The organism is Corynebacterium pilbarense, from assembly GCF_026930265.1.
Classification (GTDB): domain Bacteria; phylum Actinomycetota; class Actinomycetes; order Mycobacteriales; family Mycobacteriaceae; genus Corynebacterium; species Corynebacterium pilbarense.
Genome location: NZ_JANRML010000002.1, coordinates 261807 through 275978, shown reverse-complemented (window position 1 = coordinate 275978; position 14172 = coordinate 261807). Strand labels below are relative to the sequence as shown.

General features: G+C 66.2%; 12 protein-coding genes. 7 read left to right on the top strand and 5 right to left on the bottom strand.

The window, feature by feature from the left end; genetic code table 11:
* Window positions 1-248: 248 nt before the first annotated feature.
* The gene (locus NUW87_RS03260) at window positions 249-1985 is read right to left on the bottom strand and encodes a long-chain-fatty-acid--CoA ligase (protein ID WP_269027195.1); all 1737 of its coding nucleotides are present in this window, start codon (window positions 1983-1985) and stop codon (window positions 249-251) included.
* 33 nt (window positions 1986-2018) lie between these two features.
* Window positions 2019-3713, bottom strand: coding sequence for a long-chain-fatty-acid--CoA ligase (locus NUW87_RS03255; RefSeq protein WP_269027194.1), 1695 nt, complete (start codon window positions 3711-3713; stop codon window positions 2019-2021).
* Window positions 3714-3856: 143 nt separating this feature from the next.
* Here NUW87_RS03255 and NUW87_RS03250 point away from each other — a divergent pair, with 143 nt between their 5' ends.
* Both NUW87_RS03250 and mshA read left to right on the top strand, forming a co-directional pair.
* A complete protein-coding gene (locus NUW87_RS03250) occupies window positions 3857-4843 on the top strand; it encodes a MinD/ParA family ATP-binding protein (protein ID WP_269027193.1) in 987 nt (328 codons plus the stop codon).
* Between the two features lie 78 nt (window positions 4844-4921).
* Entirely contained in the window at window positions 4922-6184 is a 1263-nt protein-coding gene (mshA, locus tag NUW87_RS03245) for a D-inositol-3-phosphate glycosyltransferase (RefSeq protein ID WP_269027192.1), read from the top strand.
* A 9-nt stretch (window positions 6185-6193) separates the two neighbouring features.
* Here the strand turns inward: mshA and NUW87_RS03240 are convergent, their stop codons facing one another.
* Window positions 6194-7291 carry a chymotrypsin family serine protease gene (locus tag NUW87_RS03240; protein ID WP_269027191.1) on the bottom strand — a complete coding sequence of 366 codons (1098 nt, stop codon included), beginning with the start codon at window positions 7289-7291 and terminating at the stop codon, window positions 6194-6196.
* Window positions 7292-7457: 166 nt separating this feature from the next.
* On the bottom strand, window positions 7458-8570 hold the full coding sequence (locus tag NUW87_RS03235) for a chymotrypsin family serine protease (protein WP_269027190.1): 1113 nt from the start codon (window positions 8568-8570) through the stop codon (window positions 7458-7460).
* 132 nt (window positions 8571-8702) lie between these two features.
* Between NUW87_RS03235 and NUW87_RS03230 the strand changes: the two genes are divergently transcribed.
* The 3 genes from NUW87_RS03230 to NUW87_RS03220 are packed head-to-tail and all read left to right on the top strand — an operon-like array spanning window position 8703 to window position 11328.
* Window positions 8703-9449 (top strand): phosphoglyceromutase, encoded by a 747-nt coding sequence (locus tag NUW87_RS03230; RefSeq protein WP_269027189.1) that lies wholly within the window; start codon window positions 8703-8705, stop codon window positions 9447-9449.
* 12 nt (window positions 9450-9461) lie between these two features.
* A complete protein-coding gene (locus tag NUW87_RS03225) occupies window positions 9462-10637 on the top strand; it encodes a sensor histidine kinase (RefSeq protein WP_239217857.1) in 1176 nt (391 codons plus the stop codon).
* Between the two features lies 1 nt (window position 10638).
* On the top strand, window positions 10639-11328 hold the full coding sequence (locus tag NUW87_RS03220; protein WP_239217859.1) for a response regulator: 690 nt from the start codon (window positions 10639-10641) through the stop codon (window positions 11326-11328).
* A gap of 33 nt (window positions 11329-11361) precedes the next feature.
* On the opposite strand, the gene NUW87_RS03215 is transcribed toward NUW87_RS03220, so the two are convergent.
* On the bottom strand, window positions 11362-12276 hold the full coding sequence (locus tag NUW87_RS03215; RefSeq protein WP_239217861.1) for a DUF3109 family protein: 915 nt from the start codon (window positions 12274-12276) through the stop codon (window positions 11362-11364).
* A 33-nt stretch (window positions 12277-12309) separates the two neighbouring features.
* Here NUW87_RS03215 and NUW87_RS03210 point away from each other — a divergent pair, with 33 nt between their 5' ends.
* Together NUW87_RS03210 and NUW87_RS03205 are read left to right on the top strand one after the other, a co-directional pair.
* Window positions 12310-13275, top strand: coding sequence for a Ppx/GppA family phosphatase (locus NUW87_RS03210; RefSeq protein ID WP_269027188.1), 966 nt, complete (start codon window positions 12310-12312; stop codon window positions 13273-13275).
* On the top strand, window positions 13275-14159 hold the full coding sequence (locus NUW87_RS03205; RefSeq protein ID WP_269027187.1) for a hypothetical protein: 885 nt from the start codon (window positions 13275-13277) through the stop codon (window positions 14157-14159). The genes NUW87_RS03210 and NUW87_RS03205 overlap by 1 nt, the downstream gene beginning before the upstream one ends.
* The last annotated feature ends 13 nt before the right edge of the window (window positions 14160-14172 follow it).

Sequence of the window (14172 nt, the reverse complement as noted above, 5' to 3'; positions counted from 1 at the left end):
GGCCCCAGCCCGCTCCGTGCTCCAGCCCCGCCTCCGCCGCCGCGCACTAGCGCAGATGGTGAAAACCAAGTGGTGAGAACGCGAAAATTTAGTCGGATTCACCATCAGCGTTTCACCATTTGTGGTTTAGGGGTGGGGGAACCTTGGAGCGGGGCCTCGGGGTGGCCGCGGCTACGCGCTGAGCGTCGACCGACCGCCGGCCTGCGCCCCGGCCCGCGCTCGAGCACACCGCCGCCGAAGCGCCAGCGCTAGCGCTCGGCGAGCTTGGACAGCAGGTCGTCGCGCACTTCGCGGCGGCGGATCTTGCCCATCTGGTCCTTCGACAGCTCGTCGAAGTGGTAGAAGGTGCGCGGGACCTTGTAGCGGGTCAGGCGCTCGCGGGCGAAGTCTTTGAGGCCGTCGGGGTCGAGGGCGGAGCCGTCGTTAAGCACGATGCACGCGACGACATCCTCGGAGCCGTCTTCGCGCGGGCGGCCCACGACCGCGACATCGGCGACGTCCTTGTGGGTGCGGATGACCTCCTCGACCTCGGCCGGGTAGACGTTGAAGCCGCCGGTGATGATGAGCTCCTTGATGCGGGAGACCAGCTTGATAAAGCCGTCTTCCTCCATGATTCCCATGTCGCCGGTGCGGAACCAGCCGTTGTGGAAGACCTTTTCGGTGGCTTCGGGGTTGTTGAAGTAGCCGGAGAAGACCTGGGGGCCTTTGGCCAGGATCTCGCCGGCTTCGCCGAACGGCATGTCCTCGTCCGGGTTGTCGGGGTTGACAATGCGGATCTGGGTGTCGGGGAAGGGGATACCGATGTAGCCGGGGCGGCGGTCTGAGGATTCAGGGTTGCCCACGATGATGGGGGAGGTTTCGGTGAGCCCGTAGCCCTCGACGAGGCGGCCGCCGGTGGCGCGCTCCCATTCCTCGATGACCTCGGCAGGAAGGGACGAAGCACCGGAGAAGCCGATTTTGACGTCGGAGAGGTCCACGTTTTTCTTCTTCGCCGTTTTCACGATGCGCTCGAAGACGGTGGGCACGCCCGGGATGAAGGTGGGCGGGGTGATGCGGATGGCCTTCATGATCAGGTCCATTTTCGGCGCCGGTAGCAGCACGAGTTCGGAACCGACCAGCATGGTCAGCGTGAGCGAAAACGTCAGGCCGTAGGCGTGGAAGAACGGCAGGGTGGCCAGCATGCGCTGGTTGCCTTCTTGCAGCTCCTTGACCCAGGCCTGGCCCTGCAACGGGTTAGCGATGAGGTTGCGGTGCGAAAGTGCCGCGCCCTTGGGGGTGCCGGTGGTGCCGGAGGTGTAGAGGATCACGGCGGTGGAGTCCGCGGTGACGTCCTCGGGGACGTGCAGGTCAGCGCCTAGCCCGCCGATGGCGGAGCTGGTCAGCGACTCCCACGGCACGGTGTGCAGGGAGGTGTTCTTGCTGGTGGCCGTGAGCGCCGCGCGGGCCTCCAGGATCTTCGGCAGCGGGATGCGCAGGGCGAGCTGCTGGGCGCGCGGCATGGCCTTGGTCATATTGACGCTGACCACGGTTTCCAGTGGGGTGTCCGCGCGCAGTTTCTCCAGCGTGTCGGCGGCTTTGTCCCAGGCGATGGCGATGCGTGCGCCGTGGTCGATGAACTGGGGGCGCAGCTCGTGGGCGGTGTAGAGGGGGTTGTGCTCAACCACCACGCCGCCGATCATCTGCACGGCGAAAAACGCGGCGACGTGCTGGGGGCAGTTGGGCAGCATGATGGCCACGCGGTCGCCGGGGCGCACGCCGAAGGCTTTCAGGCCGGCGGCGGCGCGGCGCACTTCGCGGTCGAGCTCGCCGAAGGTTTGGGTGCGGCCGAAAAACCGGGTGGCGATGCGCGAGACGTTCTTGGAGAGGTTTTCCCGGTACAACTCGCCGAGGGTTTTCTCGCCGTACTCCAGCGAGTGTGCGGTCCACTCGGGGTAGTACTGCAGCCAGGGTTTGACGTCGTTGACGTTGGATGGGGTGAGAGCCATGCGCACCACCCTACGCTTTACTGATCTGTGAACCTACGGTTGCGTAAGCAATTGGAGCAGCGTGTCGCGCACCTCCCTCCGCCTGATCTTGCCGGTCTGGTCTCGGTTGAGCTGGTCAAAGTGGTAAAAGTCCCGCGGGACCTTGTAACGGGTCAAGCGCTGCCGGGCGTAGGCCTTGAGGCCGTCGGGGTCGAGGGCGGAGCCGTCGATAAGCGTGATGCATGCGACGACGTCCTCGGAGCCGTCCCCGCGCGGGCGACCTACGACCGCGATGTCCTCGATGTCCGGGTGGTTGCGCATGACGCCTTCGACCTCGTCGGGGTAGACGTTGAAGCCGCCGGTGATGATCATTTCCTTGATGCGCGCAACCAGTTTGATCCAGCCGTCGTTTTCCATCACGGCCATGTCGCCGGTGCGGAACCAGCCGTCGTGGAACGCGCGCTCGTTGGCCTCGGGGCTGTTGAGGTAGCCGGAAAAGACCTGCGGGCCGCGCGCGAGCAGCTCGCCGGGCTCGCCGTCGGGCATGGTGCGCGACGGGTCTTGCGGGTCGGCGATGCGGATTTCGGTGTTGGGAAACGGCAGGCCGATGTAGCCGGGGCGCCGCGTGCCGTCGAGGGGGTTGCCAGCCAGGATCGGGGCAGTCTCGGTCAGCCCGTAGCCTTCGATTAGGCGCCCGCCGGTGGCGTTTTCCCAGCGCTCGATGGTTTCCACGGGCAGGGTGGACGCGCCGGAGATGGAGGTGTGGATCGACGACAGGTCTGCGTTGGCTTCCACCGCCCACTCGATGATTTTGTCGTAGAGGGTGGGCACGCCCGGCAGCACCGTGGGGCGCGTTTTGGTGATCGCAGCCTGGTAGAGCTTCGGCTTCGGTGCTGGCACGAGCACCATCTCCGCGCCGATGCTCAGCGGCAGCGCGTAGTTCAGTGCCAGGCCGTAGATGTGGAACATGGGCAGCACGCCGAGGACCTTTTCGCGCACTGCGCCCCAATCTTCCAGCCACTCCATGCCGGCTTTCAGTACGGACACGATGTTGCCGTGCGTCAGCGGTGCGCCTTTGGGCTTGCCGGATGTGCCGGAGGTGTAGAGGATGAACGCGGTGTCGTCCTGGGTGATCTGCGGGAAGTGCACGGAGCGGGAGCGTTGCCGTATAAATTCGCGCCATGGCATCGCGCCGGGGGCGGGTTTGGTCAGCTCGGCGCGCAGTTTGGTCACCGGCGGGATGGGCAGCGACAGTGCGGCGCGCAGGTGCAGCGGGGTTTCCTCGAGCATGTTCACGGCTACCACGGTTTCAAGCTGGGTGCTTTTGCTTAACGACGCAAACGTGTCCGCCACCTGGTCAAAGACAATTGCTACCCGCGCCCCGTGGTCTTCGAATTGCGGCTGAAGTTCTGCCGCGGTGTAGAGCGGGTTGTGCTCCACCACGGTCGCGCCCAGGCGCAGGATGGCGGTGACGGCGATGACGTGCTGCGGGCAGTTTGGTAGTGCGACGGCCACGCGGTCGCCGCGGCGCACGCCCAGCTGCGTCAGGCCAGCGGCGGCGCGGACGACCTGTTCGTTCAGGGCGGCGTAGGTGAGTGTTTTGCCCATGAACCAGGTGGCGGTGCTCTTCGGCTGCATGGCCACCGCCTGGTTGAACCAGCTGACCAGCGTGTCCGTCCCGATAGTGGGGTTGGGGTCGGTCCACTCGGCGTAGTGGTCGATCCAGGCTTTGGTGTCAAAGGCTCCCACGTAGGTCCTCCTTGTTATTAGTTGTGCAAAACAAGTAGACGACAAGTGTAACCTACGTTGCAGTAAGTCTGTTGCGCTGCGCCGTCTGCGGGTTTGCTCTAGGCTGTGCCGCGAAATCATTCAAGGGGGAATTGGGGGAAACCATGACTACCTATTTCGAGCCGTCCATCGACGTCGACGCGGCCTTTGAGCTCACCCCGCCGGCGGGCCTGGACCAGTCCAACCTCGTGGACCCGGTGAAGGCGCCGCCCAAGCAGGGTTGGCGCAAACTCGTCCACTCCGTCACGCGCGGCCGCATCAACCCGGGCGGCTCCCGGCAGGAACTGGAGCAGCAGCAGCTTTTCGACGCCATCCGGGCACCCCTGCGCGGCGACTACCGTATCGCGGTGATGAGCTTGAAAGGCGGCGTGGGCAAGACCACCACCACGGTGGCGCTCGGCGGCGTGTTCGCGCAGACCCGCGGCGACCGCGTCATCGCCATCGATGCCAACCCGGACTTAGGCACGCTGGCCCAGCGTGCCGCCACCGCGCCGCCGGCGACCATCCGCGACCTGCTGCAGGCACCGGGCACGGAACGCTACCCGCAGGTGCGCTCCTACACGAACCAGGCGTCTTCGCGCCTGGAGGTCATCGGCTCCGAGCGTGACCCGGCCGTCAGCGAGGCGTTTTCTGAGGACGACTACCGCTGCGCCATCGACATCCTGCAGCACCACTACAACGTCATCCTCACCGACTGTGGCACGGGACTGATGCACTCCGCGATGGCTGGCGTGCTTGACCTGGCCAACGCGCTGGTGCTGGTGACCTCGCCGGCGTTGGATGGGGCGCAGTCGGCGTCGGCCACCCTGGACTGGCTGAACCTGCACGGCTATGACCAGCTTGCCGCCAACGCCGTGGTGGTCATCTCCGCGTCCGCGCCGGGCAAGCCGACCATCGATATGGTGAAGGTCGCCGACCACTTCGCCTCCCGCACCCGCGCGGTGCACACCATTCCGTACGACCGCCACCTCGCTGAAGGGGCCGTCGTGGACCTGGAGCGCATCGCGCCGGCGACGCTGAAGGCCTACCAGCACCTGGCGGCCACGGTTGCCGCGGACTTCGGCTCCTGGCACCGCCACGCCGCCCACTGACGTGGTGGTCAATTTTCTGCCCCGACACTTCCTGGCGGAATCTGTCAGGAACCACACAGCCGCGCTAGTCTTGCCCGCATGCGCGTCGCCATGATTTCAATGCACACCTCCCCGCTCGAGCAGCCGGGGACCGGCGACGCGGGCGGCATGAACGTCTACGTCCACAACACCGCCACCCAGCTGGCCCGCAAGGGGGTGGCGGTGGACGTGTTCACCCGCGCGACCCGTCCCAGCCAGGGCGAGGTGGTGGATGTGGAGCCCGGCTACCGGGTGGTCAACGTGGTGGCCGGGCCCTACGAGGGGCTGGAGAAGGACGACCTGTCCACCCAGCTCGCCGCGTTTTCTGGCGGGGTGGTGCAGTTCGTCCGCGCGAACAACCTGGACTACGACCTCATCCATTCCCACTACTGGCTGTCCGGCCAGGTGGGGTGGCTTTTGGCGGACCTGGCCGGCATCCCGCTGGTGCACACCGGGCATACGTGGGCGGCGGTGAAAAACGCCTACGCCGCAGACACTTCAGAGTCGGAGGCGCGCCGCATCTGCGAGCAGCAGTTGGTGGACAACGCTGAGGTCCTGGTGGTCAACACCGAGGACGAGACCAATGAGCTGGCACGCTTCTACGACGTGGATCCGGGGAAGATTTCCGTGGTCAGCCCGGGCGCGGACACGGAGCTGTACACCCCCGGCACGAACCGCAACACGGAGCTGGCGCGGCGCCACCTGGGTATTCCGCTGCATGCGAAGGTGGTGGCGTTTGTGGGCCGGCTGCAGGATTTCAAGGGCCCGCAGGTGCTGATTCGGGCGATGGGGGAGGTGGTGCGCCGCGGCCGCGTGGATGGCCCGTTGCGCGTGATCATCTGCGGCGGCGCGAGTGGCGCGGGTTCGTCGGTGGAGCGCTACCGCGAGCTCGCGGCGTCGGAAGGCATTGGCGGCTGCACCCGTTTCCTCGGGCCGCGGCCGCCGGAGGAGCTGGTGAGCATTTACCAGGCCGCGGACATTGTGGCGGTGCCCAGCTACAACGAGAGTTTCGGGCTCGTGGCGGTGGAGGCGCAGGCGACGGGCACCCCGGTCGTCGCGGCGCGCGTCGGCGGCCTGCCGCTCGCGGTCGCGGACGGTGAGACGGGTTTGCTCGTCAATGGCCACGGCCGCGAGGACTGGGCGCAGGCCCTAGAGCAATTGCTTATCGACGATCCCACGCGCATCCACATGGGCGAACAAGCCGTCGCCCACGCGAAAGCGTTCAGCTGGTCCGCTTCGGCAAGCAAACTGATAGAGGTCTACACCGACACCTTGAACAGCTACGTCCCGGGCGTGGCCGCCCGGGACGCTGGCGGAATGTAGGGGCCGCGCCTAGAGGCGCTTGCCGATCTCCTCGCCGATGGATGCCCCGCCCCAGTAGCCGATGCGGTCGGAGTGGTGGCCGATGGCGCGGTTGACCTCTGCCGGGTCGAACTGGCCCTGCGAGGCCTTCTGCGCCAGGCCGGCGGCCTCTTGCTTGGCGTTGTCGACGGCTTTGCGCAGCTCCTCGCGAGGCACTGGCGGCTTGAGGTTGGAGTTGAGGCGCTCGATTTCGGCGGTGACGCGTTCCTCCTCTTCACCGGAGGTGGTGAAGTTTTCGCGCGGCGCGGTGGAGTCGGTGGGGGTGAACGCTTCGTTGACCTTGCCGTCGGGGATGCCGTAGGCGTCCTCGATAATGCGGTCCACCGGCTGCGCCTTGCCGAGGGGTCCGAGCGTCATGGAGGACACGCCGATGGCGGCGCCGTCGCGCGGGTCGTAGTTGACGCCGCCGGAGTCGCCCTGCACGTAGTTCAGTCCCCAGCTGTAGATGCCGTTTCTGGTGCGGCCGATCTGCTTGGCGCAGGTGCGGCCCGTGGTGGCGCCGTCCTTGCAGATGGGCTGGCCGAAGTTGTCGACCGAGACCTCGCCCGGGGCGAGCGTGCGGAAATCGCGCACACGGGTGATCTTCACCGGTTCGCCCCGCACGCCACCGTTGAAGTCGCGGGAGTGGGACAGGCCGGTTTCGGTCACGCCGTCGTCGATGCGCACCACGCCCCAGTCGGCAGTGCGGATGGACTGCATCGGGTCGCCCAGGTTCATTGCTTCCGGGGTGACGTGGTTGGACGCCACGCGCTCGCCGAAGCGCTTGTACTCGGTGCCCACGGGGGCGTAGAACTCGTTTTTCACCTCTGGGAAGCCGGGCATGGTGTTCACGCAGTGGGAGGCCGTGAGCATCACGCGCTGTGGTTCCTTGCCAGGCAGGTGCAGGGTGCCGTTGGGGCCCTGGGAGCAGGTGGCGACCCAGCCGTCGCGCGGCATGGTCAGCTTCTGGCCGGTAGGCAGGTCGATCGTCTTCGGCGGGTCTTGCGGGAACACACGCATCGGCGCGCCGGGTGCCACGAGGGCGGGCGCGGCTTCCGCCGGCGTGGGGAGGGCCTGAAGTGCGAGCATGCTGGCTGCTGCAAGTGCTGTTGCTGGTGTTCGAAGACTCAATCGCATGAGAAATACCTTAACGCGCGGACTTGATCTTTGCGTCCAGTGCGAACCCGCCCCAAAAGGGCGATGTCGTTGCCATGCTTATCGACGAGCCGCTGGACCTGCCGGTGAGCAGTGTGATTTAACGCAGGAACGCGTCGACGGCGCCGCGCACATCGCCCGCGTGCTGCTGTGCCGCCGCGCTCGCGCGACCGGCGAGGTCCTGCGCCGCTGCAACCGGATCGGCGGCCTGTGGGAGTTGCGCGGCCTCCGCGCTGAACTGCGCCGCGTCCGCCTGCGCGCCCATAACGGCGCGGTCGAGCAACTCGCGTGGCTGGGGGCCGTCGACAAGCTGGGGCGCCTGAGGGGAGGACTGCGCCATATCCTCGTACAACGGCGCGAAGTCGGCGCGCTGCGCGTCGCCTGCCGGGGTGAACGCCTCGTTGACCTGGCCGTCGGGGATGCCGTAGGCGTCCTCAAGAGCCCTATCAACCTGCTGCGAATTCCCCAGCGGCCCGAAGCCGATGATGCTCAGCCCCACAGCCTCGCCGGTGCGCGGGTCATAGTTGATGCCGCCCGAATCGCCCGATTCGTAGCCCACGCCGAAGTGCCACACAAAGTTCTGGGTGCGAAACATCTGCACGCCGCAGGAGCGGCCGGTGCGCATGCCGTCCTTGCAAAGGGGTTGGCCGGCATTGTCGAAGCTGATCAGCTCGTCACCGCGCAGGTTGCGGTAGTCCTTCACCCCTGTGATCGCCACCGGCGCGGACGGGCCGCGACCCTTCTGATCCACCGACGATGACACGCCCGACGGCTCCACACCGGGCGCGAGGCGCACCGTCGCCCAGTCGGGCTCGTCGATGATGCGGTAGAAGTCCATCAACTCTCCGTTGCCGAGTTCAAACGGGGTGCGTTGCTTATCCACGTCACCCACCCGCGGGTACCCCACCTTCCCGTGTTCGCGCACCGGCGCGAACACGACAGGGCGGACAGTTTTGCCCTTGACCTCGAAACAGTGCGCCGCGGTGACCATGACCTGCTTCGTTTGCCCGTCCGGGGTGCGGACGGCGCCAGCCGGGCCCTGGCTGCATCGTGCGCTGTGGGCGAAGGAGTCGGAGTCGTCGTTAAGCATGGCGATCGGTGCGCCGGGGGCGGCGAGTGCGGGGGCTGCTGCGGCGGCGTTTGGGGCGCCGAGGGTGACGCAGGCAGCTGCGAAGGCTGCTGTGACGGTGGCTGTGAGGCGTGATTTCAACATGTATTCAAACCCTAAACCCCTGCCCGTCCTCTCCCCGGCACACCCTTCCGGTTGCGGATCCAGCTACAAGGATCCAGCTAATCGGCCGGCAAACCGCCGACAGTTGTCCCCATCCGTGGCATGCTTGAAGGTATGGGTAACGGAAAGTTGATTCTCGTTCGCCACGGGCAGAGCGAGTGGAACAAATCGAACCAGTTCACCGGCTGGGTGGACGTGGACCTCACCGAGCAGGGCGAGGCCGAGGCTGTGAACGCCGGCAAGCTCATGGTTGAAAAAGGCGTCCTCCCGGACATCCTGTTCACCTCGCTGCTGCGCCGCGCGATCCGCACCGCGAACATCACGCTGAACGCGGCGGACCGCCACTGGATCCCGGTGGAGCGCAATTGGCGTCTCAACGAGCGCCACTACGGCAAGCTGCAGGGCCTGAACAAGGCGGAGATCCGCGACGAGTTCGGCGAGGAGCAGTTCATGGAGTGGCGCCGCTCCTACGACACCCCGCCGCCGGAAATCGACACGGACAACGAGTACGCGCAGACCAATGATCCGCGCTACGCATTCCTGCCGGAGGTGCCGCGCACCGAGTGCCTGAAGGACGTGGTGGAGCGCTTCCTGCCGTACTACATCGACGTCATCGCGCCGCACGCCATGGCCGGTAAGAACGTCATGGTCGCAGCGCACGGCAACTCGCTGCGCGCGCTGGTGAAGTACCTGGACAACATCTCGGACGAGGACATCGCAGGGCTGAACATCCCGACCGGCATGCCGCTGGTCTACGAGATTGACGAAAACGGCAAGGTGCTCAACCCCGGCGGCACCTACCTGGACCCGGAGGCCGCGAAGGCCGGCGCCGCTGCTGTGGCGAACCAGGGGCAGAAGTAGCACACTGTCCCCGTGACGCCGATTCTCGCTTTTCTCATCGGCGCTGCGCTGACCGTGCCCGCTGTGCTGCTCGGCCAGTGGGCGCATCGCTGGCGCGCCCGGAACCGGGCTGATGATGGCGCGCAGGACGATACCGTCGCCGCGGTCAGCCAGGTGCTGCACCTAGTCACCCAGGGGTCGCCCACCGGTATCGCGGTGATCAACCGCAGCGGCAGCGTGATGCTGTCCAACGCGCGGGCCCACGACATGTCCATCGTGCACGACGGCAGCGTCAACCCCCGCGTGCTGGAGGCGGCGAAGGACGTGCTTGAGCAGCAGGAAGAACATGTCCTCGACCTGGATTTGCCGCAGCGCACCACCGGCAGCCGGATCCGGAACGTGCGCGCGCTGGTCGCTCCGCTGACGTTGACGGACAACTCGTACGCCATTGTGTACGGCTCGGACGAGTCTGAAAACGTGCGCATGGAAAACGCGCGCCGCGACTTCGTGGCCAACGTCTCCCACGAGCTGAAGACCCCGGTGGGAGGTATGGCGCTTCTCGCGGAAGCGCTGCTGCAGGACCCCACGGACCCGGAGATGGTGGAGTACTTCGGCAACAAGCTGCAGAAGGAAGCTCACCGCATGGGGGAGATGATCACGGATCTGATTTCCCTGTCCAAGCTGCAGGGCGCGGAGGCGTTGCCGGACATGGCCCCGGTGCGGGTGGACGACATCGTGGACGACGCGGTGGCGCGCAACCTGGTCGCCGCCGAGAACCACGGTATTGAGCTCACCCGCGGCCAGCGTCTTGGTCTGCGGGTGATGGGGGAGCGGGCCATGCTTACTGTCGCGCTGTCGAACCTGATCACCAACGCGATCAACTATTCGCCGAGCGGGCGACCGGTGAGCGTGACGCAGAAGCTGGTGCGCGACAACGTGGTGTTGATCAGGGTCACGGACCGGGGTATCGGTATTGCGCCGGAGGATCAGAAGCGCGTGTTTGAGCGGTTCTACAGGGTGGACAAGGCGCGCTCGCGCTCCACGGGCGGCACGGGGCTCGGGTTAGCCATCGTGAAGCATGTGGTGGCCAACCATGGCGGTACCATTACATTGTGGTCGAGGCCTGGGACGGGCTCAACGTTCACTATCGAGCTGCCCCTGTACGACCCCGAGGCCGCTGGCGGAACAGGAACAGAAAAGGAAGAGTGAAGTGACGACCATTCTTATCGTTGAAGACGAGGAATCGCTGTCGGATCCTTTGGCCTACCTGCTGCGCAAGGAAGGCTTCGAGGCCGTCGTGGCCGCCGACGGGCAGGAGGGGCTAGACCTGTTCGCCTCCCATGACATTGATTTGGTGCTGCTGGATCTGATGTTGCCGGGCATGAGCGGCACTGACGTGTGCAAGAAGCTGCGTGCGGAGTCGTCTGTGCCGATCATTATGGTCACCGCCCGCGACAGTGAGATTGACAAGGTTGTCGGCTTGGAGCTGGGCGCGGACGATTACGTGACTAAGCCGTACTCCACGCGCGAGCTTGTCGCCCGCATTCGTGCGGTGCTGCGCCGCGGACCGGAGACCGAGGTGGTGGAGGAGATCGACGAGCAGTTGCTGCAGGGCGGCCGCGTGACCATGGACGTGGAGCGCCACACGGTGCTTGTGGACGGCCAGCCAGTGCCCATGCCGCTCAAAGAGTTCGATCTTCTGGAGTACCTGCTGCGCAACGCAGGCCGTGTGCTCACTCGTGGCCAGCTGATCGACCGTATCTGGGGCGCGGATTATGTCGGCGACACCAAAACCCTGGACGTGCACGTCAAGCGCCTGCGCACCAAGATCGAGGCGGAGCCGTCGCGCCCCACCCAACTCGTCACCGTCCGCGGCCTCGGCTACAAGTTCGAGGCGTGAGCGCGCAAGCGCGCTCACGGGACATTCGTGGGATTATGAGTGCGCGGCTTGGGTTGCGGGGTGGGTGGCCCGGAGGTCGTCGCTAAGCTGGGCGCGCTTTTCGCAATGCTTCGCGACGACACCGTACGGCTTTTCCCCGATCAGCGCGATGAGCTCGTCTTTCATGGACTGCCAGATGGGCGTGCCGCCGGTGTGGCAGGCGGGCGCGGAGGTGCACCACCAGTCGAAGTCCTCTCCGCCGCCGCCCCACTGACGGCGGTGGTACTCGCCGATGGTGGTGCGCAGAATTTCCTGGCCGTCTGAGCGCTCCTCCCACGCGTCCTCGCGGGAAAACGGCACCTGCCAGCACACCTCCGGCTTCGTGCCCACGATGTTGCGTCCTTCCGCTATGGCGAACTGGTGGAACGCGCAGCCTGCGCCGGTGGGGTGGCCGGGGCGGTTGGCGAAGATGCAGGCACCGTCGACGACCTTGGTCTTGATGTGGGGGCCGGCCTCCTCGTCGTCGGGGTCGGGCTCGGCATCGAGCGCGTCTTCGTCTTCATCCCACTCCAGCCACGGCTCGAGCCAGGTCGGGTCGTTGGCGGCGAAGTAGGCGTCCGTCTCAGCTGGGCGCAGCTGCCAGTACTTCGCCGGCATTTCCTTGACGGCGTTGTAAACGGTGTCGCGGTCTTCCTCGTCGGCGATGTAGGCGCCGTGGATGCAGCAGCCGACAGCCGAGTTGGATTCGTCGATGCCGTGGCACTCGGGCGTGCCGAAGCGGCAGGACCAAGTCGCTTCCGCCCAGGTCAGGTCGATGGAGAAGATGTGGTTCGGATCATCCGGGTGGACGAATTCGAACCACTCGCGGGGGAAATCGGGGCGGGTTTCGCGCCCCGCCAAGATGGAGCGGCCGGCCGGCGAGTCCGCGGGGAAGCCGAGAAAAACGGGTTTCGGGGCTGGTTGATTCACACCTGGACACGGTAGACCCGTTACCCTGGGGTGGTGCGATTAGGTGTATTAGATGTCGGCAGCAACACGATCCATCTCGTGGCGGTCGACGCGTACAGCGGTAGCCGCCCGACGCCGATGAGCGATTGGAAGCAGCCGCTGCGTCTCGTTGAGCTGCTGGATAAAAAGGGCAATATCGAGGACAAAGGCGTAGCCAAGCTTGTCGACGCTGTCCAGGAGGCATCCGACCTCGCGGACAACCTCAAGTGCGAGGAACTCGTGGCATTCGCCACCTCGGCGGTGCGTTCGGCCACCAACTCCCAGGACGTGCTCAAGCGCGTGGAGAAGAAGACCGGCGTGAAGCTGAACATCCTCTCCGGAGAGGAGGAGGCGCGCCTGACGTTTCTGGCGGCGCGCCGCTGGCACGGCTGGTCCGCCGGCCGCATCACCAACTTCGACATCGGCGGCGGCTCGCTGGAGATCTCCACGGGCACCGAAGAGATGCCGGATCTGGCCGTGTCTCTGGACCTGGGCGCGGGGCGTTTGACCCACGAGTGGTTCGACACCGACCCGCCGGAGCGCAAAAAGATCAACATGCTGCGCGACTACATCGACGCCGAGCTCGCTGGTCCTGCCGAGCAGTTCAAGGCGATGGGGGAGGTCGGCCTGGCCGTGGGCACGTCCAAGACGTTCCGCTCCCTGGCCCGCCTCACCGGCGCCGCGCCGTCGTCCGCCGGCCCGTTCGTGCAGCGCACGCTCACCGCGCCGGGTCTGCGACAACTCATCGCGTTCATTTCCCGCATGACGGCGGCGGACCGCGCGGAGCTTGAGGGCATCAATTCGGACCGCTCCCACCAGATCGTCGCTGGTGCGCTGGTGGCGGAAGCTGCGATGCGTGCGTTGAATGTTGATAAGTTAGAGATCTGCCCGTGGGCGTTGCGCGAGGGTGTGATTCTCAAGCGCATCGACAAGGGGTCTTTGGACGCTGAGCAGGAAGCTAATGAAGGAGACGACAACTAATGGCCGACAAACAGCTCACTGTTGCCGAGCTCCTCGCGCGCGCCGAAAAGGAAAACCCGTCCGGCCCGCGCCGCCCGCGTCGCCGTCGCAGCCTCGAGGACGGCGGCGTCTCCGTTGCCGAACTGACCGACTCGTTCAAGAAGGTCGACGTCAAGCCGGCTGAGGTGAAGCACTCCAGCGTGCCTATCGACGCACCTTCGGATACCCCCAAAAAGACCCCCACCCAGGCGCCGACGCCGGAGCCGACGCCAGCGCCGAAGCCGGCCCCCGCACCGGCCGAGCCGAAGCCCGCACCAAAGCCGGCGGACAGGCCCGCCCAGGCCGGGTCCGTGAAACTGCGCCCTGCCGCGAAGCCAGCCGAGAAACCGGCTGCGAAACCGGTTGCGCAGGCGCCGAAGCCGGCGCCCGCGGGATCCTCGGTCACGAAGGTCCAGCCGGCCACCGACGACACGACCGTGCTGCGCAAGGTCGAGGGCAAGGTCGAGGGCACGGCGGAGCCCGTCGCCAAGCAAAAGTTCTCGCAGCCGGACGACACCGGCGAGATCCGCACGGTAGATACGCCGGAGCCGCAGTTGCGCGAGGAGGTAGAACCCCTCGACGCTGCCGAATACGACACCGACTACGAGGTCGAAGAGGCGGCGGTCAACCCGATCCTGCTGGTCCTGCTGGTGTTCTTCGGCGTGTTGCTGGGCGTGCTGGGCTTCCTGGCATTCAAGTGGCTGTGGGCCAACGCGATGGCGATTGTGGCGGTGCTCGTCGGCGTCGGTGTGGTTGCCGCGGTGGTCGCCGCCGTCGGCGCCATGGCTAGCGGCCGCGACAAGGTCACCATGATCATCGCCGGCCTGGCCGCCGCGGTCGTGGCGTTCGGCCCGGCACTGCTGTAAAAACCTCCAGACG